This window comes from Herminiimonas sp. GW821-FHT09C12, assembly GCF_059416385.1.
The window spans coordinates 229,649-249,924 of the sequence record NZ_JBWKPC010000002.1; the positions used below are offsets into that span (position 1 = coordinate 229,649).

16 protein-coding genes and 1 tRNA gene are annotated in these 20,276 nt (G+C 51.0%); 9 read left to right on the forward strand and 8 right to left on the reverse strand.

Annotated elements, in window-relative coordinates; genetic code table 11:
• Positions 1 to 33: 33 nt before the first annotated feature.
• Positions 34 to 987: a thioredoxin-disulfide reductase gene (gene trxB / locus AC07N2_RS10995; RefSeq protein WP_076591874.1), complete on the reverse strand. Its 954-nt coding sequence runs from the start codon at positions 985 to 987 to the stop codon at positions 34 to 36.
• A gap of 298 nt (positions 988 to 1,285) precedes the next feature.
• Here trxB and AC07N2_RS11000 point away from each other — a divergent pair, with 298 nt between their 5' ends.
• From AC07N2_RS11000 to AC07N2_RS11010, 3 genes are all read left to right on the forward strand, one after another.
• Positions 1,286 to 3,622 carry a DNA translocase FtsK gene (locus AC07N2_RS11000; protein WP_494778318.1) on the forward strand — a complete coding sequence of 779 codons (2,337 nt, stop codon included), beginning with the start codon at positions 1,286 to 1,288 and terminating at the stop codon, positions 3,620 to 3,622.
• 22 nt (positions 3,623 to 3,644) lie between these two features.
• The gene (lolA, locus tag AC07N2_RS11005) at positions 3,645 to 4,313 is read left to right on the forward strand and encodes an outer membrane lipoprotein chaperone LolA (RefSeq protein WP_494778319.1); all 669 of its coding nucleotides are present in this window, start codon (positions 3,645 to 3,647) and stop codon (positions 4,311 to 4,313) included.
• 129 nt (positions 4,314 to 4,442) lie between these two features.
• Positions 4,443 to 5,735 carry a replication-associated recombination protein A gene (locus AC07N2_RS11010; RefSeq protein WP_494778320.1) on the forward strand — a complete coding sequence of 431 codons (1,293 nt, stop codon included), beginning with the start codon at positions 4,443 to 4,445 and terminating at the stop codon, positions 5,733 to 5,735.
• Between the two features lie 35 nt (positions 5,736 to 5,770).
• Here the strand turns inward: AC07N2_RS11010 and AC07N2_RS11015 are convergent, their stop codons facing one another.
• Positions 5,771 to 5,974 carry a hypothetical protein gene (locus tag AC07N2_RS11015; protein WP_494778321.1) on the reverse strand — a complete coding sequence of 68 codons (204 nt, stop codon included), beginning with the start codon at positions 5,972 to 5,974 and terminating at the stop codon, positions 5,771 to 5,773.
• Between the two features lie 147 nt (positions 5,975 to 6,121).
• Here AC07N2_RS11015 and serS point away from each other — a divergent pair, with 147 nt between their 5' ends.
• On the forward strand, positions 6,122 to 7,417 hold the full coding sequence (gene serS, locus AC07N2_RS11020; RefSeq protein ID WP_494778322.1) for a serine--tRNA ligase: 1,296 nt from the start codon (positions 6,122 to 6,124) through the stop codon (positions 7,415 to 7,417).
• A 7-nt stretch (positions 7,418 to 7,424) separates the two neighbouring features.
• On the opposite strand, the gene AC07N2_RS11025 is transcribed toward serS, so the two are convergent.
• Positions 7,425 to 9,296: a GGDEF domain-containing protein gene (locus AC07N2_RS11025; protein ID WP_494778323.1), complete on the reverse strand. Its 1,872-nt coding sequence runs from the start codon at positions 9,294 to 9,296 to the stop codon at positions 7,425 to 7,427.
• A 382-nt stretch (positions 9,297 to 9,678) separates the two neighbouring features.
• Here AC07N2_RS11025 and AC07N2_RS11030 point away from each other — a divergent pair.
• Positions 9,679 to 9,768 (forward strand) — tRNA-Ser (locus tag AC07N2_RS11030).
• Positions 9,769 to 10,062: 294 nt separating this feature from the next.
• On the opposite strand, the gene AC07N2_RS11035 is transcribed toward AC07N2_RS11030, so the two are convergent.
• Positions 10,063 to 10,233, reverse strand: a complete 171-nt coding sequence (locus tag AC07N2_RS11035; protein WP_076591869.1) for a CsbD family protein — start codon at positions 10,231 to 10,233, stop codon at positions 10,063 to 10,065.
• A 917-nt stretch (positions 10,234 to 11,150) separates the two neighbouring features.
• On the opposite strand from AC07N2_RS11035, the gene AC07N2_RS11040 reads away from it, so the two are divergent.
• The 4 genes from AC07N2_RS11040 to AC07N2_RS11055 all read left to right on the forward strand — a co-directional run bounded on the left by AC07N2_RS11040 (position 11,151) and on the right by AC07N2_RS11055 (position 14,521).
• The gene (locus tag AC07N2_RS11040) at positions 11,151 to 11,402 is read left to right on the forward strand and encodes a hypothetical protein (protein WP_494778324.1); all 252 of its coding nucleotides are present in this window, start codon (positions 11,151 to 11,153) and stop codon (positions 11,400 to 11,402) included.
• A gap of 101 nt (positions 11,403 to 11,503) precedes the next feature.
• Positions 11,504 to 11,737 carry a hypothetical protein gene (locus AC07N2_RS11045; protein ID WP_494778325.1) on the forward strand — a complete coding sequence of 78 codons (234 nt, stop codon included), beginning with the start codon at positions 11,504 to 11,506 and terminating at the stop codon, positions 11,735 to 11,737.
• Positions 11,738 to 11,936: 199 nt separating this feature from the next.
• The gene (locus AC07N2_RS11050) at positions 11,937 to 13,295 is read left to right on the forward strand and encodes an MgtC/SapB family protein (protein WP_494778326.1); all 1,359 of its coding nucleotides are present in this window, start codon (positions 11,937 to 11,939) and stop codon (positions 13,293 to 13,295) included.
• A gap of 371 nt (positions 13,296 to 13,666) precedes the next feature.
• A complete protein-coding gene (locus tag AC07N2_RS11055; RefSeq protein WP_494778327.1) occupies positions 13,667 to 14,521 on the forward strand; it encodes a Crp/Fnr family transcriptional regulator in 855 nt (284 codons plus the stop codon).
• 84 nt (positions 14,522 to 14,605) lie between these two features.
• Here AC07N2_RS11055 and AC07N2_RS11060 read toward each other — a convergent pair whose 3' ends face one another.
• From AC07N2_RS11060 to AC07N2_RS11075, 4 genes are all read right to left on the reverse strand, one after another.
• Complete coding sequence (locus AC07N2_RS11060; RefSeq protein ID WP_494778328.1) at positions 14,606 to 15,283, reverse strand: YiaD family glycine zipper/OmpA-like lipoprotein; 678 nt, start codon at positions 15,281 to 15,283, stop codon at positions 14,606 to 14,608.
• 350 nt (positions 15,284 to 15,633) lie between these two features.
• Positions 15,634 to 15,945, reverse strand: a complete 312-nt coding sequence (locus AC07N2_RS11065; RefSeq protein ID WP_494778329.1) for a BON domain-containing protein — start codon at positions 15,943 to 15,945, stop codon at positions 15,634 to 15,636.
• A 308-nt stretch (positions 15,946 to 16,253) separates the two neighbouring features.
• Positions 16,254 to 17,840, reverse strand: coding sequence for a glutamate--cysteine ligase (gene gshA, locus AC07N2_RS11070; RefSeq protein ID WP_494778330.1), 1,587 nt, complete (start codon positions 17,838 to 17,840; stop codon positions 16,254 to 16,256).
• A gap of 188 nt (positions 17,841 to 18,028) precedes the next feature.
• Positions 18,029 to 20,257 (reverse strand): YgiQ family radical SAM protein, encoded by a 2,229-nt coding sequence (locus tag AC07N2_RS11075; RefSeq protein ID WP_494779243.1) that lies wholly within the window; start codon positions 20,255 to 20,257, stop codon positions 18,029 to 18,031.
• Positions 20,258 to 20,276 lie beyond the last annotated feature (19 nt).

Genomic DNA, 20,276 nt, shown 5'->3' on the forward strand with positions numbered 1-20,276 from the left:
CATCACGCCATGTTCATGCGGCAAACGAAATGCTTACTCCTGACCTTCCAGATAGCGTTGCGCATCCAATGCCGCCATACAGCCGGTACCTGCGCTGGTGATCGCCTGACGATAGACGTGATCTTGTACATCGCCCGCAGCGAATACGCCGGGTACGCTGGTCGCTGTAGCCATGCCTTCGAGTCCGGTTTTGGTCTTGATATAACCGTTTTTCATATCAAGCTGACCTTCAAAAATGCTGGTGTTCGGTTTGTGGCCGATCGCGACGAAGACGCCGTGCAATTTGATAGGTGTGATGCTGCCATCTGCAGTCGACTTGATCGTCATGCCGGTTACACCACTGTCGTCACCAGTGACTTCTTCCAGTGTTGAATTCCATTTGACCTCGATCTTGCCTTCGGCAACTTTGGCCATCAGGCGATCGATCAGGATTGCTTCTGCACGGAATTTGTCGCGGCGATGCACGACGGTTACCTTGGTGGCGATATTCGACAGATACAGCGCTTCTTCGACTGCGGTGTTGCCGCCGCCGATAACAGCGACTTCCTGGTTGCGATAGAAGAAACCGTCGCAGGTAGCGCAAGCAGACACGCCTTTGCCCATGAACGCTTGTTCGGACGGCAAACCGAGATATTGCGCTGAAGCACCAGTTGCAATGATCAGTGAGTCACAGGTATATTCGCCAGCGTCGCCGATCAGGCGTATTGGTTTTTCATCCAGTTTAGTGGTGTGGATGTGATCGAAAATAACCTCAGTGTTAAAGCGCTCGGCGTGCTGCAACAAGCGCTGCATCAGTTCCGGGCCTTGTACGCCCATCGGATCACCTGGCCAGTTTTCAACATCGGTTGTGGTCATCAATTGACCGCCTTGCTCGACGCCGGTAATCAATACCGGTTTGAGGTTGGCACGTGCGGCATAGACTGCAGCACTGTAACCGGCAGGGCCGGAGCCGAGAATTAAAACGTGGGCATGTTTTGCGCTGGACATTGAGATAAGTAATCGTAAAAAGAGTGAGTAAAAATGCTATCTGTAACAGTAAAACCTGTTGCTGGTTGCTTATATATGTCGCCACAGCATCAAATTTCAACCTGTTCTTGAATTATTCGGTGTAACAGGGAAAAACTGGTTAAGATTATAGACGAACCAGCCGTTCCAGCAGGGGCGGCAGCCAGAAACGGCGATTACTTCAGCTTTTATTCTGTATTTACGCCGTTTGCCGCCGTTTTTTCTCTTTCATCCGCGGCATTCGTGCATGTTGACTATTGACGCTACCGCGTCTGGATTTATGACAAAAACAAGCCAAGCCTATACTCGCAAGACCGACGCCACAAAAGCCCCTCCATTACCGGGCAGACTAGTGCGGCTTTTGTCCGAAGCGCGCTGGTTGATTCTTGCGGCCGTCACCCTTTACCTGATACTGATTTTCCTGACTTATTCCCCGGTTGATCCGGGTTGGTCACATGCCAACGTCGTGTCGAAATTGAATAATGTCGGTGGTCGTGCCGGCGCGTGGCTGGCTGATTTACTGCTGTTTATTTTCGGCTTGTCCGCATGGTGGTTATGCGTATTCTTGTTGCGTCTGGTATGGGTTGGTTATCGCCGTTTGTCGCAACGCTTTTTGCTGAAAAAAGAACCGGAGCCTGAGCATCATCAGGAAGGTTTGATCCGCGGCATAGGCTTCTTCCTGCTGATGATCGGTAGCGTTGCCTTGGAATATCTGCGTATGCATTCCTTGAAAGCAGAATTGCCGCGCGCACCTGGCGGCGTACTGGGTGAATTGATCGGTAACGCTGCGCAAAATGCATTCGGCTTCATGGGCGCAACTTTGCTGTTGCTCTTGGTGTTCGGCCTTGGTTTCAGCTTGTTCTTCCATGTGTCATGGTTGGGCGTGGCTGAACGTATCGGTGGATCTATCGAATTTGCATTCCAGGCTATTCGTAATCTGTACGGTGCACGCGAAGATCGCAAGGTCGGCGTTGTTGCTGCGGTCAAGCGCGAAGAAGTTGTGGTCAATGAGCGTGCAAAAATCGTCGATGCGCCGCCTATCCGCATCGAGCCGCAAATCGTCGCTGTACCGAAATCGGAACGCGTAGAAAAAGAGCGTCAGGTTTCTCTCTTCAACGATATGCCGGATACAAATCTGCCGCCATTGTCGCTGCTGGATGAGGCACCGCAATCGCAGGAAACCGTCAGCATAGAAACACTGGAATTCACTAGCCGTCTGATCGAGAAAAAACTATCTGACTTTGGCATCGTGGTGAAGGTGGTCGCCGCTTATCCAGGACCGGTTGTGACGCGCTATGAAATTGAACCGGCAACCGGCGTTAAAGGTAGTCAGATTGTCGGCTTGGCACGTGACTTGGCGCGTTCCTTGTCGCTGACGTCTATCCGCGTAGTCGAGACGATTCCTGGTAAAAATTACATGGCATTGGAACTGCCTAATCCTAAGCGCCAGATTGTGCGCTTGACCGAGATCGTCAGCTCCAAGGTTTATAACGACAGTTCATCCAGCCTGACCATTGCGCTTGGCAAGGATATTGCCGGTAATCCGGTGGTCGCCGATTTGGCCAAGATGCCGCACTTGCTGGTCGCGGGTACCACCGGTTCCGGTAAATCGGTGGGTATCAATGCGACCATCCTGTCGCTGCTCTACAAATCCGATCCGAACCAGGTACGCCTGATCCTGATCGATCCGAAGATGCTGGAACTCTCGATTTATGAAGGCATCCCGCATTTGTTGGCACCAGTTGTGACCGATATGCGTCAAGCCGGTCACGCGCTGAACTGGGGCGTCAATGAGATGGAACGCCGCTACAAGCTGATGAGCAAATTGGGTGTGCGTAATCTGGCTGGTTACAACACCAAGATCGCAGAAGCAGAAAAGAACGAACAGAAGATTCCGAATCCATTCAGCCTGACACCGGATGCTCCGGAACCGTTAGAGAAATTGCCTACCATCGTCATCATCATCGACGAGTTGGCCGATCTGATGATGGTCGTCGGCAAGAAGGTGGAAGAGTTGATTGCGCGTATTGCTCAAAAAGCACGTGCAGCCGGTATCCACTTGATTCTCGCGACACAGCGCCCATCTGTAGATGTGATTACAGGCTTGATCAAGGCAAATATTCCGACACGTATCGCATTCCAGGTCAGCAGCAAAATCGATTCTCGTACGATTCTGGATCAAATGGGTGCGGAAGCTTTGCTGGGTATGGGTGACATGTTGTATATGCCGCCAGGTACAGGCTTGCCGGTCCGCGTGCATGGTGCGTTCGTTTCTGACGAAGAAGTACATCGCGTGGTCGATCATCTGAAGGCACAAGGTGAACCAAACTACATCGAAGGCATCTTAGAAGGAGGCGTTGTAGAAGATGGTGATCTGACGCTGGGCGCTGAAGGTGGTGCTGGTGGCGGCGAGGCTGATGCGCTTTACGATCAGGCTGTAGCAATCGTTTTGAAGAATCGCCGTGCATCGATCTCGCTGGTGCAGCGTCATTTACGCATAGGCTACAACCGTGCTGCGCGTCTGCTGGAACAGATGGAGCAAAGCGGTTTGGTCTCAACCATGCAATCCAACGGCAACCGGGAAATTCTGGTGCCTGTCGGTAATGCAGCAGAATAGCGCAGCTGAATTGAAAGCTCATATGAAACAACAGCAATCTCTGGTTACAAAAATATTCGTGCCGCGCACTTTGCTTGTGAGCGCCTTGTTGATAGCGGCTGCCTTGGTAGCGCCGCGCTTTGCTCACGCTGCAGCGTTGGATCAATTCAAATCCTTCGTCGCTTCCACGCAATCGGCACGCGGCGAGTTTTCGCAGCAATTAGTGAAGATCGATAGCGGCACGGCCAAGGTATCGAATAAATCGACAGGCACGTTTATCTTCGCGCGTCCTGGTAAATTCATCTGGACTTACCAAAAACCGTATGAGCAGTTGTTGCAGGCAGATGGCGATAAACTCTACATCTACGACAAAGACTTGAATCAAGTCACGATCAAGAAGCTGGGCGATGCGCTCGGTTCTTCACCTGCTGCGATTCTATTCGGCAGCAATGATCTGGAAAAGAATTTCACGCTGAAAGAAGCGGGCACCAAGAATGGTTTGGAGTGGCTAGAAGCCACGCCGAAAGCCAAAGACACAACCTTCGATCACATCGGCATCGGCTTGCGTAACGGCGTGCCGGAAGCGATGGAGCTGCGCGATTCCTTCGGCCAGGTATCTTTGCTGACCTTCACCAAGTTTGAGAAAAATCCGCCTATGCCTGCGAATCAATTCAAGTTCGTTGTGCCGAAAGGTGCGGACGTTTTTCAGTAGAAATACGAATTGTTGCGCGCCAGTTTGACGGTGCGCATGCAAGGCCCTTGTTATAGCGCGACGCCAGTTTGATTTTTCGACTGGCGTCGATTTCATTCGCACTCTCGACTTTTCAGAATCAAGCTATCCATGAGTTTCATCCCTCTTGCCGAACGACTCCGCCCGCATACTCTCGATGAGGTCATCGGGCAGCAGCACATACTCGGTGCCGGCAAACCTTTGCGCGTAGCGTTTGAATCGGGTGAGCCGCATTCGATGATACTGTGGGGGCCGCCTGGCGTCGGCAAGACGACGCTGGCGCGCTTGATGGCGGATAGCTTCAATGCTGATTTCATTGCGCTTTCTGCAGTTCTCTCCGGCGTTAAAGATATACGCGAAGCGGTAGAGCGTGCCGAGCTGTCTCGTGGTGCGATGGGGCGTCGCACTATCCTGTTTGTCGATGAAGTGCATCGCTTTAACAAAAGTCAGCAGGATGCTTTCCTGCCCCATGTGGAAAGCGGCTTGTTCACCTTCATTGGTGCGACGACTGAGAATCCATCGTTTGAAGTGAATGGTGCATTGCTGTCGCGCGCTTCCGTCTATGTGTTGAAATCACTGGATGAAGATGATCTCGGTGCGATGGTGGATCGCGCATCTGTGAATGAACTGGATGGCATCAGCTTCACACCGGATGCGAAAGCGACATTGATAGGCAGTGCCGATGGCGACGGCCGCAAACTCCTGAACAATCTGGAAATCGTCGCGCGCGCAGCGCAAGCGAAAAAGATCACAGAAGTTGATGCCGAGTTATTGAAGGCTTGTCTGGGCGATGCTTTGCGTCGTTTCGATAAAGGTGGCGATGCTTTCTATGACCAGATTTCGGCGCTGCATAAATCGGTGCGCGGCTCGAATCCAGATGCTTCGCTGTACTGGTTTGTGCGTATGCTCGATGGTGGTGCCGATCCACGTTATCTGGCGCGTCGTATCGTGCGTATGGCGAGCGAGGATATCGGTCTGGCTGATCCGCGTGCCTTGCGTCTGACACTGGATGCTGCTGAAACCTATGAGCGTCTTGGTTCACCAGAAGGTGAGTTGGCATTGGCACAAGCTGTGATTTACCTCGCGTGCGCAGCTAAATCGAATGCAGCCTACAAGGCGTACAACGCAGCACGGGCGCATGTGGCTAAAGACAAGTCGCGGCCGGTGCCTGAGCATTTACGCAATGCGCCAACCAAGTTGATGAAGGAACTGGGTTACGGCAAGCTCTATCGCTATGCGCATGACGAGCCTGATGCTTATGCAGCGGATGAGGTTTATTTGCCGGACGGTATGTCCGAACCGCATTGGTATCAGCCGACGCCACGCGGGCTGGAAGGCAAGATTTCTGAAAAACTGGCGTATTTGCGTTCACTGGATCAGGCTGCGAAACGAAGCAAAAAGTAAGTTGCTGGCTGCCTGTTCTGGGTAATTGCTGGTTTCTATTTTTCGGTGCGCCGAGTTCTGATCTGGTTCAGAAAGGCATAAGCGGCACCGATGCTGACGCCCGCTACGATCCCATAGCCGAGGCTGTGACCAGAGTTCAGGAACTGGATGCCGCCCCAGATCGCAGCGCCGAGCGCAATGATCAATCCCACGATCAAGACGGTGAGGGAAACGGGATGTGGTGTGTTTTGATCTTCCATGATTCTGCTTGCTTGGTTTGAAAAGTAAGGCAATGGTAACGCAGGCCGGGCAGCGAGGGCTTATCCGGGATGAATTTTTCCGGCTACGTTGGAATCGGCTTGGGCCTTGGTACAATCTCTACTTAACTCATCTTTTTGCCTCTTCTCATGATAGATATTCAACTTCTTCGTAAAGACATCGACAACGTTGCTACCCGCCTGGCCGGTCGCAAATTCAAGCTCGACGTCGCCGCCTTCAATGCAATGGAAGCGGAGCGCAAGCAGATCCAGTTCAGTACCGAAGATTTGCAAAACAAGCGCAATACGCTGTCCAAGCAAATCGGCGCCTTGAAAGGCAAGGGCGAAGATACATCGGCGGTTATGGCTGAAGTAGCTGGTATTGGCGATGAGCTGAAGGCATCGGCTGCGCGTCTGGATGTCTTGCAAGCGCAGATCAGTACATTCATGCTGGCTATCCCCAATTTGCCGCACGAATCTGTGCCGGTTGGCGTGGATGAAGAAGGTAATGTCGAATTGCGTAAAGTCGGTACACCGCGCGCATTCGATTTTGAAGTTCGCGATCACGTTGATATTGGCGCAGCACTCGGCCTGGATTTCGATGTGGCAGCCAAAATTACCGGTTCACGTTTCTCAGTCATGAAGGGCGGCATCGCACGCCTGCATCGCGCATTGGCGCAATTCATGTTGGATACGCATACCGCAGAACACGGTTACACCGAGTGCTACACACCCTATATCGTGAATGCAGATTCATTGCAGGGCACCGGCCAGTTGCCGAAGTTCGAAGCTGATTTGTTTGCCGTGAAAAAAGGTGGTCAGGAAGGTGAGGGCGAAGCCCTGTACCTGATCCCTACCGCTGAAGTGCCGCTGACCAATATCGTGCGTGATGAAATCGTCGCCGGTGATGCTTTACCTATTCGTATGACAGCGCATTCACCATGCTTCCGCTCCGAGGCTGGCAGCTATGGTCGCGATACGCGCGGCATGATACGCCAGCATCAATTCGACAAAGTCGAAATGGTGCAGGTAGTGCATCCTGAGAAATCGTACGAAGCGCTGGATGAAATGTGCGGCCACGCTGAAAACATCTTGAAGAAACTGGGCCTGCCTTACCGCGTGATTACCTTGTGTACCGGTGATATGGGCTTTGGCGCGACCAAGACTTACGATCTGGAAGTATGGTTGCCGGCGCAAAATACCTACCGCGAGATTTCTTCGGTATCAAATTGCGAAGCCTTCCAGGCGCGTCGCATGCAAGCGCGTTTCCGCAATGCCCAGGGCAAGACAGAATCGGTACATACGCTGAATGGTTCAGGTTTGGCAGTTGGTCGCACCTTGGTTGCATTGCTGGAAAACTATCAGCAAGCAGATGGCAGCGTCACGATTCCGGAAGTATTGCATCCATATATGGGTGGCTTGCAGCGTTTGACACCACAAGCCTGATGGAAGCTTAGACGACAGGTGTAGCCAGCTCCTGCGCTGCATCGTCGTCATTCTTTTCCATCGCATAAGGTCCCAGGCGACGGTCTATAAACAGACTGTTTCCCGGGATTTTTTTCGCCTGCTTTTTCGCGTCGGCGGTGGCGGTCGCAATCTGGTGATGCGAGCCGTAGTGTCCCGGCTCTACTTTGACCAAGCCTAATGAGATGGTGGCAAGCGTGTGGAAGACTTGCTTGCCGCGGCGGTCTTCACTAATGTAGCCACCTTTCTTGCGGTCTTCGACGCAATAGAAGTCGGGTACCGCCGCGACAAAGGCATCGATGATGGCGCGGCAGCGCTGTTCCCAGTCTTCACTTTGGAACAGGATGATGAAATCGTCGCCGCCGATGTGACCGACGAAATCCTTTTGCGGATCGCAATGTCCGCTGAGAATTTTTCCGGTCAGGCGCAACATGTCATCGCCTTTGCGATAACCATATACATCGTTATAAGGTTTGAAGTGATCGAGATCGACGTAACAGGCGCAGAATCGCGTGCCATTTTCCAGCAGTCTATCGATGTGTTCATCGATAGGTACGTTACCCGGCAATAGCGTGAGTGGATTCGCATAGCGTGCGGCATTGATTTGCATTTGCGTGATCTCGCGCATCAAATCATGCGCATTGCCCATGCCCATATACTGACCGTTGTCGGTGATGATGAAACCATTGAACAAGTGATGGCGGTCAGCATCGACAATGATCTGGCTCAGCGCATGCAGCGCGGTATTTTTATCTGTGATCAGCGGATTGGCATCCATGAACAGCGTGCAGGACTTCTTGCCATGTAGTTCACGCAGATAAGGACGGGCGAAGCGGTCAATCAGATTGGCACGTGTAATCAGGCCAACCGGTATGCCATTCGACACGACTGGAATGACTTCCAGCGTCGGATCGTTGTTGAACATTTCATAGATGCGATTGTTATGCACTTCGGGTGCGACCGCTTTCACGCTGCGTAGCAGCTTCATCGCAGTCAACATCTTGTGACCGCGGCCGTTTTCATGCGGATACACGGCAACGCCATTGTGGCGCAGCAGGGTGCGCAGGTCTGCCGACAGCGTTGTTGCAGGATTGGCATGCGGACGTGCGATTTTGTAGCCTTGACCATAGGCCACGCCGAGGTCGCGGATCATCAGCAATTCGGCATCGGTTTCTATGCCTTCTGCGATGACGATGGTGCCGGACTTCTCTGCAATCTCTTGGATGGAGCGTACGAATTGAAGTTTGATTGGATCTTGATTGATGCCTTGTACGAAGTGCATATCGATCTTGACGTATTCGGGACGTAGTTCTGACCACAGACGCAAGCTGGAAAAGCCTTCGCCCAGATCGTCAATCGCTATACGGAATCCCATCGCACGGTAATGCGTGACTGCTTCGCGCAGCAGATCATAATCGTAAGTTGGCTGACTTTCGGTCAGCTCGATGATGACGCGTTCTGGATTGATGCCGACTTCATGGATATAACCAAGTGTCTCGCCGTGCTTGACGTCTGGTTGCACTAGACATTCCGGGCTGACGTTCAAAAACAACTTTCCCGGCAAGTGCAGCTCCGCAAATTTTTCCAGTGTGATGCGGCGGCATAGATGTTCTACTTCAACACTGAGATTGCATGAGCGCGCAACTTTGAACAGATTCAAAGGCGAATGCAATGGGCTATCGGATGGGCCACGTATCAATCCTTCGTAACCGATGATCTCGCCACTTTGCATGCGGATGATGGGTTGGAACAAAGGCGTCAACTGGCGATGCTCGATAATTTCTTTCAAGCGTTGCACAAGATGATCGTCCGGTTGATCGGTGCTCTCACTCATTGCGACATCATTGGCGGCAGCTGACATGTGGGCCTCTTGGGTTCTGAACCGTAAAGGTTGAACGAGCGAAATTGCTGATGTGTTCAGTGTCTTTTCAGTGAGCGTGTTTCTTCTTGATTTGCTTGGCTGTACAGGAGAAAAGGACATCAAAATGACTCTTTACGTAGTGATGGGCAGGGCTGACGGATTGATCTCAGCGGAATGGTACTGATGATTTATGACAGGATGATGATAAGAAATATTGCATCATTGATAATTAAGTTAATGCGCTTGGTATTGCCCTTGAACGCATGTTTGAGAAAACATACTGAGTTGGCTCAATCTATCTGTGGGGAGGGTTTCCCATCGCGAAAGACTCTGATATAATCTTTCGCTTCACTGCATTAAACCGCAGCGATAGACCATATTAGGAGAGGTGGCAGAGTGGTCGAATGTACCTGACTCGAAATCAGGCGTACGTGCGAACGTACCGAGGGTTCGAATCCCTCTCTCTCCTCCAGAATTAATAAAAAAGCCCGCGCAAGCGGGCTTTTTTATTTCTGCAGCAAGCAAGGTGGTTGGGATTGCGTGTGGGATTTGCAGAGCTGCACTTGCGAGCGAATCAGAATAAAGCGTCAGAAGTGTTCGGAAGCCCGCGTTAAGCTAAATGCTGATGCGGGTTTTTTGTTATCTGTGCGTTGCATGTTTATCGACATCCGATTTTTCTGTGGATATCTATGATGAACGGCAAATAAAAAGCCCATATGAAAATGGGCTTTAGTGATTGTAGGGAGCCGTCGCTCCGACTTGCTGACTATTTTTTGAATGCGTCCTTGGCATCACCGACGGCTTTCTCAGCTTTTCCTTCTACCTGTTTTGCCAAGCCTTTGGCTTGTTGTTCTGTGCTGCCGACAAGCTTGCCAATTTCTTGCTGTACTTTGCCAGCTGCATCTTTAAGCGCGCCTTCTACTTGTTCTTTGTTCATGAGAGTGTCTCCTGTAAAGATGGATGAGGCCATAAGCCGGATGGGCGTCCTATGGCAGGAAAGTCATGGTGACTTATCGTCATCCATGCTTCTGTGCGCCATCTCACATATAGCAATATTGTTTTTGTTGGAGAGTTTTCTGGTGGTAACAGGATATGTAAATGTCCGATTACAGCGTATGGGCTTTTACTTGCTAAGCCACTGATGGAATGCACGCTCTGGCTTGTGCAGATAAAAAATAAGGCGACCCCGGTAAAAGGGTCGCCCAAAGGAGTATTGAAGGAAAAGATGCAGGTCGAGTATTACCTATTCTTTTTCGCGTGACGATCCCATGGACATGGGATTTTTGACGTAATTTTAAGTGGAAGATTATTTTCGAGCGCCAACGTAGTGGCTACTTAATTATTCCAAATACCTGAGTGGTGCAGGATTGCGGCCTTTTTGAATGCTGAATGTAATGATTTAAGCAGGACTGATAATGCGTTTGAGATCAATGAGTTATGGTGAAGCCAGTATGGTTGTCCACAGGACTATCCACAGAATTCGGGGATAAGTTTTGGTGTGGAAGTTGCCTTGCTATGAAATTGGGAAAGGATGTTTGAGCCAGGTAAGCGGCATGATCATGCAGAAGATTTTTTAATTTCTCTATTGATTGGCGTTGTGAGCGTCTCTCCTTGTTTTTTTTATTTCTCAAAAAACAAGGGCCTCTCTGTTGCCAGAGAGGCCCGAAGAGACATCAATGAGAGTTGTAATTTGTTCCGATTATTGCGCATCCTCTTTAGGATGACGATCCCATGTGTATGGGATATTGTTATATATCTTCATACCGAACTGATGAGGCAAACGATGCGCTTGTGCATCGCATATCGTGTGTATATGCGGTCCATGCTAGGATGGTTTGTCTTAAGGAGACCGTTATGCCATCCGAGAAAATGGGCGCGTACGAAGTTGAATACTCAGGGGTTCAACTTGCAGATGATCAAGGTTGGGTGGCACATGTTGCGATCTACGGCCATTCAAGCAATCCCATGCACAGAAACTGTGTATTTCCAGATCAGCGTGTATCGCTGGATGCCATATTCCCCAATCAAGCTGAAGCCGAGGCTGAGGCGCGCAAAGCTGCTGCGCATATGCTGGAATCCAGCACGAATCATTCGCGTACCAGCTAGCTTCGTATCCCAGCATGCAGGCAATCACTGATTTCTTGGGCTAGTTTCTATATTTATCAGTCGATACACACTATGTGAACATCTTTGGAGGGACGTCGATCATGAGTAGAGTGCCGGATACGGTTTACAAGGGCTACGAGATATTTACCGTGGTTGTGCCAACTGGTGATGGTTGGTGGTCGGCGACGAGCGAGATTGAAACGAACGGTGAAGACGGCATCGAGATATCGCAAGGATTTGGCGGGCCTTGCCAGGGCCATACCAGTGAAGCAGCAAGAATCATGGTCATCGCCGATACGAAACAGAAGATCGATGATTTGCTGGCAGTACCTTGATTGTTTCGGCGCTCTAAAACGAAGGCGTTAAGTTGATGCATCTTGCAAGGCTTAGTTATTGCTCTGTGTAACGATGTTTTGTTGCCGTAGCCATGGCTACCTATGCCGTGTACGCATAAGAACATGCAGACTTTGAGCGGACAATTGTCCTAGGCTGGTTTATAGTTTCCTGTTCCACTTTTCTTGCCTCTTTATATCTATGGTTGACCCAAGTACCACGAATGTCATTGTTGAACCGCTGATTCAGGTCGGCATGTCTTTGCCTGAAATTAAGTGGCCTTATCTCGTGAGTTTGACGCGCTTGAGTTTGGCGCTGGCGCTTGGACTGCTGATCGGTTTGGAGCGCGAGCGACGCGGCAAGGAAGCTGGCTTGCGCACGTTCTCTCTGATTGCGCTGCTCGGTGCGATGGGCGGCACGCTTGGCGATAATTACGCGTATCTGATTCTTTTCCTGACCGGCATTCTGACGGTATTCCTGAATGTACAGCGTCTGCGTACCAATGACAGCAGTGAGTTGACGACTTCGGCTGCGATGTTGATTACTTGTGTGGCCGGTATCCTGTGCGGTAAAGGACATACGGCTACGCCAGCTTCGATTATCGTGATTGTCACTGCGCTGCTGGCGTGGAAGGATAGATTGACTGGTTTCAGTCTCGGTTTGACTGAGAACGAAATGCGCTCGGCGCTACTACTTGCGATTTTGGCGATTGTGATTTATCCGGCATTACCTATTGGTGCGATTGGTCCTTGGCATTTGATCGAGCCGCGTGCAGCCTGGGTGACGGTGATCCTGATTGCCGGTATCGGCTTCGTCAACTATGTGCTGTGGAAGATGTATGGCACGCGCGGTATTGTGATGACCGGCTTCCTCGGCGGTTTGGTCAATAGCAGCATTACGGTGAGTGAACTGGCTTCGCGCGCCAGAGATAATCAGCGTGATACCGTCAGTGCAGCGTATCGCGGGATTTTGCTGGCAACTGCTGCCATGCTGATTCGTAACGGTATGTTGTTGCTGATACTGGCACCGGCGGCTGCGTTCTCTGCATCGATTCCATTTCTATTGATGCTGGCGCTGAGCGCTGGCTGGTTCTTCATGGATGCGAACACGGTGAAAAAGACGGTTGAGGATCCAGCTCAATCCGTCGATCTGCCTTTGCCATTCTCGCTCAGTGCGGCTTTGAAATACGGCTTGGTGTTTTTGGTTCTGCATATTGCAGGCGTAGTGGCGCAGCAAGGTTTCGGCGAGGCTGGATTTTATGCCGTTAGTTTGATCGGTGGTGTCGTTTCCAGCGCAAGTGCGGTGGCCGCTGCGGCAAGCCTGGTTACCAGTGGTACGGTACCGGAACATGTGGCGTCTGCAGGCGCAGTGATTGCATCGCTGGCCAGTGTATTGATTAATCTGCCGCTCGTGCTGCGTGCGCATAATCGTGGGCTGACATTAAGACTGTCGATCGCGATGGTGTCTATTTCCATCGTCGGGATACTTGGAGCATTGATTGCCAAGCCTTTGCTTTCTTTCTTGATTGAAGCATTTCCGGCATTGACGCAATTTAGTTAGGAGTGGGGAGGGCAGTTTCAGGCTGAATTGCCTATTTTCCTTGGAGTAATAAGTTCATATATGTATTTGTAACTATGCAAATAACAAATAGATTGTTTGACATTTTGTTGCAGTGCAGTATAGTTGACCTGTCTCCTCCAACTCCTCAAGAATTGGATTCAGCCCGCTTCTCATAAGGAAGCGGGCTATTTTTTTGTCTAATAACTTTCTTTTAAGCAATAAAGTTTTCAAAAAAATACTAATTGCATGCTGTTTTATTATCTTTTTGTCAGTGTCATCTCACACGCGAATGGGATAAGCGCTGATTCAAGCCTTTTGTTTGCAGTGTGATGATAGGACCTTGGAAATTATGAACATCCAGGGAGAAGCTCATGGCACAAGTATTAAACGCTCGCAACGCAGCTACAGGTCATCCCGTTATTAACTCGAACGCAATTGCTGCGCTCAACCTTGGGCTGCCGTCTGAGCCTAAGTCAGTCAGTGCTCGTCTCGCGGTGCCAAAAACACTGGCAGGATTGCACGGCCATCATCCTAAGCACAATGGCTTGCTGGCAGCGCTGCCAGCGGCAGACTATGAACGCTTGCTGCCGCATCTTGAATTTGTCGAAATGCCATTTGGTACGACGATTTGTAGTGCCGGTGAGCAAATGCAGTATGTCTATTTTTTGACCGGCAGCATTGTTTCTCTATTGTATGAAACCGCAGATGGCGCATCGTCAGAAACTGCTGTCATCGGCTACGAAGGCGTGGTTGGCGCTGATGTATTCATGGGCGGCGGTGCATCGCTGCACCGTGCTTTCGTCAAAAGCGCCGGTTACGGCTTCCGTATCAAGGCGTCGATATTGACGCAAGAATTCGCCCGTGGTGGTGCGTTGCAGCAATTGCTTCTGCGCTTTACCCAGGCATTGTTTACGCAAATGGCGCACACCGTTGCTTGCAATCGACATCACACCATCGTGCAGCAATTATGTCGCTGGTTATTGTTGAGTATTGATCGCCTGCAATCGGATCAGATCAGCATGACGCAAGATTTGATCGCGAATATGTTGGGTGTAAGACGTGAGAGTGTGACGGAAGCTGCGCGTAAATTACAGGATGATGGCTTGATTCATTACAGCCGCGGTCACATCACAGTGGTCGATCGCGCAGGTTTGGAAAACCATATCTGTGAATGCTACGCCGGCATCAAAAAAGTCTATGAAGGCTTACTGAAAACGAATAACTAGAACCCTTCAGCAAAAACGCAGCGCAAAAAAAAGCCCCGATAAGGGGCTTTTTTATATTCAGCAAAAGCTGCGTACTTGAGCGACTTAGTAACGCGGTTGCTGTTGTGGTTGCTGCTGTTGCTGTTGTTCTGCGACAAAGATTTCAACGCGGCGATTGCGTGCACGGCCTGCTGCATCAGCATTGCTGGCGATAGGTTCGCGGCTGCCACGACCATCTACATAAATGCGTTGCGGTGCGACGCCACGACTTGCCAGGTAATCACGGGTGCGGGATGCGCGGTCAAATGACAGAGGATTATTGATGGCATCGCTACCAGTGCTGTCTGTGTGGCCAATGATAGTAACTGTGGCGGAAGGGTTATCAACCAGACCTGCTGCGAAGCGATCGAGAATCGGGTGCAAGCTAGGATTGAGGTCAGAGCGGCCGGTTGCAAAGGAGATATCGCTAGGGATTTCAAGCTTCAAGCGGTTATCGGCAGTTTGGCTGACTTGCACGCCGGTTCCTTGTGTCGCCTGTTCCATTGCGCGTTTCTGGTTTTCCATTTTGCTGGACCAGACGTTACCTGCTACTGCGCCGATGATGCCGCCCAGCGCTGCGCCGCCTGCGACATTTTTGCCGCCGCCTGTAATGCCGCCCAACAGTGCGCCTACACCTGCGCCTATACCCGCGCCTTGTGCAGTACCGCGCTCGGTTTCAGACATGTTTGCACAACCGGAGAGAACTAATACTGCGGCAAGACTGCCGATCATTAATTTGCGCATGATGGTTTCCTTATTGAAAGATACGGTTTAACTACGCGTCACGAATATTCGTCTGGTCGATACACGTACAAACACAACTAGGGATTCATCATAATGCAGATTGGAGCAAATGACAGAAGCGCATGTGTTTCCATTTGTTACGTGTAACTCATCAATTCGATTGATGCCAATACAGAGCATTAACGATTATCGATTCCAATTCGTTGACACACCGATGCCTATCCATATGGATATTCAAATCGAGTGAAATATTGGTGTTCGTCGCTGTTAAACGTTCTTCAGGAAAGAAGGCGCAAGTGCATGAATTAAAAAAATGGGGGAATCATTTTCATGACTCCCCCATTCGGCATTTACTTCACTATCAAATTGTTTTTAACTGATTGGACACCCTTTACACCGCGGGCAACGCTGGTGGCTTTTGGAATATCTGCAGCATTTTTTACAAAGCCACTCAGTTGGACTATGCCTTTGAATGTCTCGACATTGATTTCAGTCACTTTCAGGCCAGGTTCATTCAGGATCGCTGCTTTGACTTTGGTTGTGATGAAGGAGTCATCAACATATTCACCTGTACCTTCTTGTTTTGCAGTAGAAGCACAACCGACTACGGTTGTCAGCAGGATGGCAGTGAACAGGGCGGTAAGCCATTTTGATTTGTTCATGTTTGATTCTCCGGTTCGTTTATTTTGTAAGCAAGGGAGGCATCGTGATGGATGCTTTTCCTATGCAAGCTTTGTATAGCCTTGAACTTTGTGCATATTGTTCGTCTTTTCGACAAACTGAGATTACTGATTTGCAATGCTGGAGTCTGTGCGTTAGCGAACACAAGATAGAGTCAGCTTATTGGCTATGAGCAACCTTTTATGTGAAGGCGGTTTGCCTCGGATGTGCTTGCCTCTGGTTATGCATGAACGAAAAAAAACCTTCGTACGAGAAAGCACGAAGGTTTTTTGTAGAAGCAGCTAAGAAATCAATCACACAATTGGCGCGGTGTTCTTTCGCTATAGGCGACAACGAAGTCATCGAAATTGCCAGTTTGGTTGCGCTCCATATCTTCCTGTTCGGCCAAGGATGTTTTTGCCAGCGTATTGAAATACTGATTTTCTTCGTCATTCAATGGACGTGCACGGAAGTACTCTGCATGCGCAATGCTTTGACGCAGGCCGAATTGTTCAAACGATTTTTCCGTTGTTTGCAACTCAACTAATACGCGTGCCGATGGTGTCAGATCCGGATGCAGCAATTTCTCTCTTTGTGCAACGAGTGCACGCGCATGTTGTTCGTCATCACGTTGAGCGTCCAGCAAATCAGATGTGGCCTGTATGCGATCGAGTAATTCCAGTCCCCAGTCTTGCAATTTGATCGCCGATGCACCGCGTTGCAATAACAAGCCTGGGCGACGACCTTCCTTGACGGTGAGGGCGAAATTTTCCGTGTTTTCGCGATTGCAGGTTTCACCTGTGAACGGGCTTTCATCCAGTGCGCAGAACAGCAGGAAGGCATCAAGGAAGCGCGATGTTTCCAGGCTGATGCCTAGCGGTTCGAATGGATCGATGTCCATGCAGCGCACTTCGATGTATTGCACGCCGCGCGCGCATAGCGCTTCTACCGGACGTTCGCCACTATTGATGACGCGCTTAGGTCGTATTGTCGCGTAGTACTCGTTCTCGATTTGCAGCAGATTGGTATTGAGTTGTATCCATTCACCATCGCGTCGTGTGCCGATTGCTTCATACGCCGGGTACGGCTGACGTACTGCGCGCGACAGGCTGCGCATATAACTTTCCAGATCGTTATATGGCGGCATCAGACCGGCTTGCGCATTGTTCTGATAACCGAGATCGCTCATGCGCAAGCTGGTGGCATACGGCAGATAGAGCGTGTCGTCCGACAATGTTTGCAGCTCATGTTTGCGTCCGCGCAGGAAGTGCGTGGAAAGTGCAGGCGAGGCACCAAACAGATACATCAGCAGCCAGCTATAGCGCTGGAAGTTGCGGATCAGTGAGATATAGCTTTCGGATTGGTAGGACTTGTCGTCTAGCTTGCTTTGTTCGCTTTTCTTGATGACGCGCCACAAGTCTTCGGACAGCGAATAGTTGTAGTGTAGGCCGGCGATACATTGCATCGCTTTACCGTAGCGCAGTGCCAAACCACGTCGGTAGACGTGCTTGATCATGCCGATATGCGAAGTGCCGTACCAGGCAATTGGAATATCTTCCTCTTCCGGCAAGGTGCACGGCATGGACTGGCTCCACAACAACTCGTGATCCAGTTTTGCATTGGCAAAACGATGGATGCGATCGAGCTCATCCAATGCGGTGGCAACATCAGGTTCAGCCGAGGTGATGAATTCCAGCAGCGATTCAGAATAATCGGTGGTGATTTGCGGATTGGTCAGCGCAGAACCGAGTGCACGTGGGTGCGGGCCGATGGCAAGATTACCTTGCATATCGACGCGTAGTGTTTCCCGTTCAATGCCGCGGCGGCCCTGATTCAGCAGACCGCGGTGCGCGTCGTCTGCCAATAGCGCGAGTCGGCGCGTGAATAAATTGCTCAATTGATGATCCCCTATCGATACACCGCCTGATCAAGCGCGGTAACTTTGGCGGAAGAATAACCGAAATTGAGAAAGCAGGTAGGGCGATGAAAAATTTTTCTAATCGCAACGCATGTCTGCGTTGCGATTGTCATAGCTAAAAATGCGATGGAGGTAGCGAAAAGAAAACAGGGCATGGCCCATGGATTTTATTTTCGCCCACCTTTGCTGGTGACGGTAGTGCTTTTGCGTGCAGGTCTTGCCGCGACTGCACTGCGATTTGTCGTAGTACGTGCAGTCGGGGTGCGCGTAGTTGGCGTACGCTGTACGGCGGCACCTGGACGCGGTTTGTTCTGGCCGAATTTTTTCGCCAACTGATTCGGTCCCGGCGTTTCGCGTCTATGTTCTGCGGCGATAACGGCGCGCGATGGCGCTGCATGACGCGGCACCAGATGATGCTCGCCGCTACCGATCAAATCGCTGCGTCCCATGCGTTGCAAACCTTCGCGCAGGATTTCCCAGTTGTCTGGATCGTGATAACGCAGGAAAGCTTTGTGCAGTTTGCGGATTTTGCCGGTGCGTACGGTTTCTACTGCTTCTGAATCTTCGGTCACTTTGCGCAATGGATTCTTGCGTGTGTGATACATGGTCGTTGCCAATGCCATAGGCGTAGGCATGAAAGTTTGTACCTGATCGAGGCGGAAGTTGTTTTTCTTCAGCCACAGCGCCAGATTCAACATGTCTTCATCGGTGGTGCCAGGATGCGCCGCGATGAAGTAAGGGATCAGATACTGTTCCTTCCCGGCTTCCTTCGAATACTTCTCGAACAGTTCCTTGAACTTGTCGTAAGCACCCATGCCCGGCTTCATCATCTTCGACAATGGGCCTTCTTCCGAGTGTTCTGGTGCGATCTTCAGCAAGCCACCAACGTGATGCGACACCAGTTCCTTGACGTATTCAGGTGAACGCACGGCGAGGTCGTAACGCAAGCCGGAGCTGACCAAAATCTTTTTGATGCCAGGAATGGCGCGTGCCTTGCGGTACAACTGGATCAGCTTGCTGTGATCGGTGCCAAGGTTGGAGCAGATACTTGGATACACGCAGGACAGACGACGGCATGACTCTTCGATGCGTTTGTCTTTGCACGCGAGGCGATACATATTCGCAGTCGGGCCACCCAGATCGGAAATTGTGCCGGTGAAGCCTTTGACCTTGTCGCGGATCAATTCGATCTCGCGCAAGATGGACGGCTCGGAGCGACTCTGAATGATGCGGCCTTCATGTTCAGTGATCGAGCAGAAGGTACAACCACCGAAGCAGCCGCGCATGATGTTGACCGAGAAGCGGATCATTTCCCACGCCGGGATGCGCGCCTTGCCGTAGATCGGATGCGGTGCACGTGCGTAGTTCATGTCGTACACGCCATCCATCTCATCCATGGCCAATGGCAGTGGCGGCGGATTGAGCCAGACGTCGCGTTCGCCATGCGCTTGCACCATTGCGCGGGCATTACCGGGATTGGATTCCAGATGGAATACACGTGAAGCATGTGCGTACAAAACCGGATCGTCCTTGATCACATCGTAGGATGGCAGACGTACGACAGTCTTGTTGCGGACTTCACGTTCGGCTTCACGGCGCTCTTCGCGGCTCATGATTTTGATGACTTTGACGGGTGCTTCTACAGGTGCTGGTGGTGTAGCGGAAGATGCGTCTTCGGAAGTTTTGCAACCTTCCGTATTCTTCATCTTCATTTCATACGGATCGGGATGCGCATCGACTTTGCCCGGTGTATCAACGCGAGTCGAATTGGCTTCTGTCCATTCTGGTGTTGGTTTCCAGCCGGGTGGCACCATGAAGGCTGTGCCGCGCAAATCACGGATGGAAGAAATAGGTTCGCCTGCGGCCACGCGATGTGTCAGATCGACCAATGCGCGTTCTGCATTACCGAAGATCAGGATGTCTGCTTTTGAGTCAGGCAATACCGAGCGACGTACTTTGTCCGACCAGTAATCGTAATGTGCGATGCGGCGCAAGCTTGCTTCGATACTGCCGATGACGACGTTGACGCCGGGATAGGCTTCGCGTGCGCGTTGCGAATACACAGTCACCGCACGATCCGGACGTTTGTTCGGTTCGCCGTTAGGTGTGTAGGCATCGTCGGAGCGGATCTTGCGATCAGACGTATAGCGATTGACCATCGAATCCATATTGCCGGCGGTGATGCCGAAATACAGATTTGGTTTGCCGAGTGCGCGGAACGGTTCTGCCGACAGCCAATCCGGTTGGCTGATGATACCGACGCGGAAGCCTTGCGATTCCAATAAACGTCCAACCAGTGCCATGCCGAAGCTTGGATGATCAATGTAGGCATCGCCCGTTACCAGAATGACGTCACAGCTATCCCATCCAAGTTTGTCCATTTCTGCGCGAGACATAGGCAGAAAAGGCGCGGGC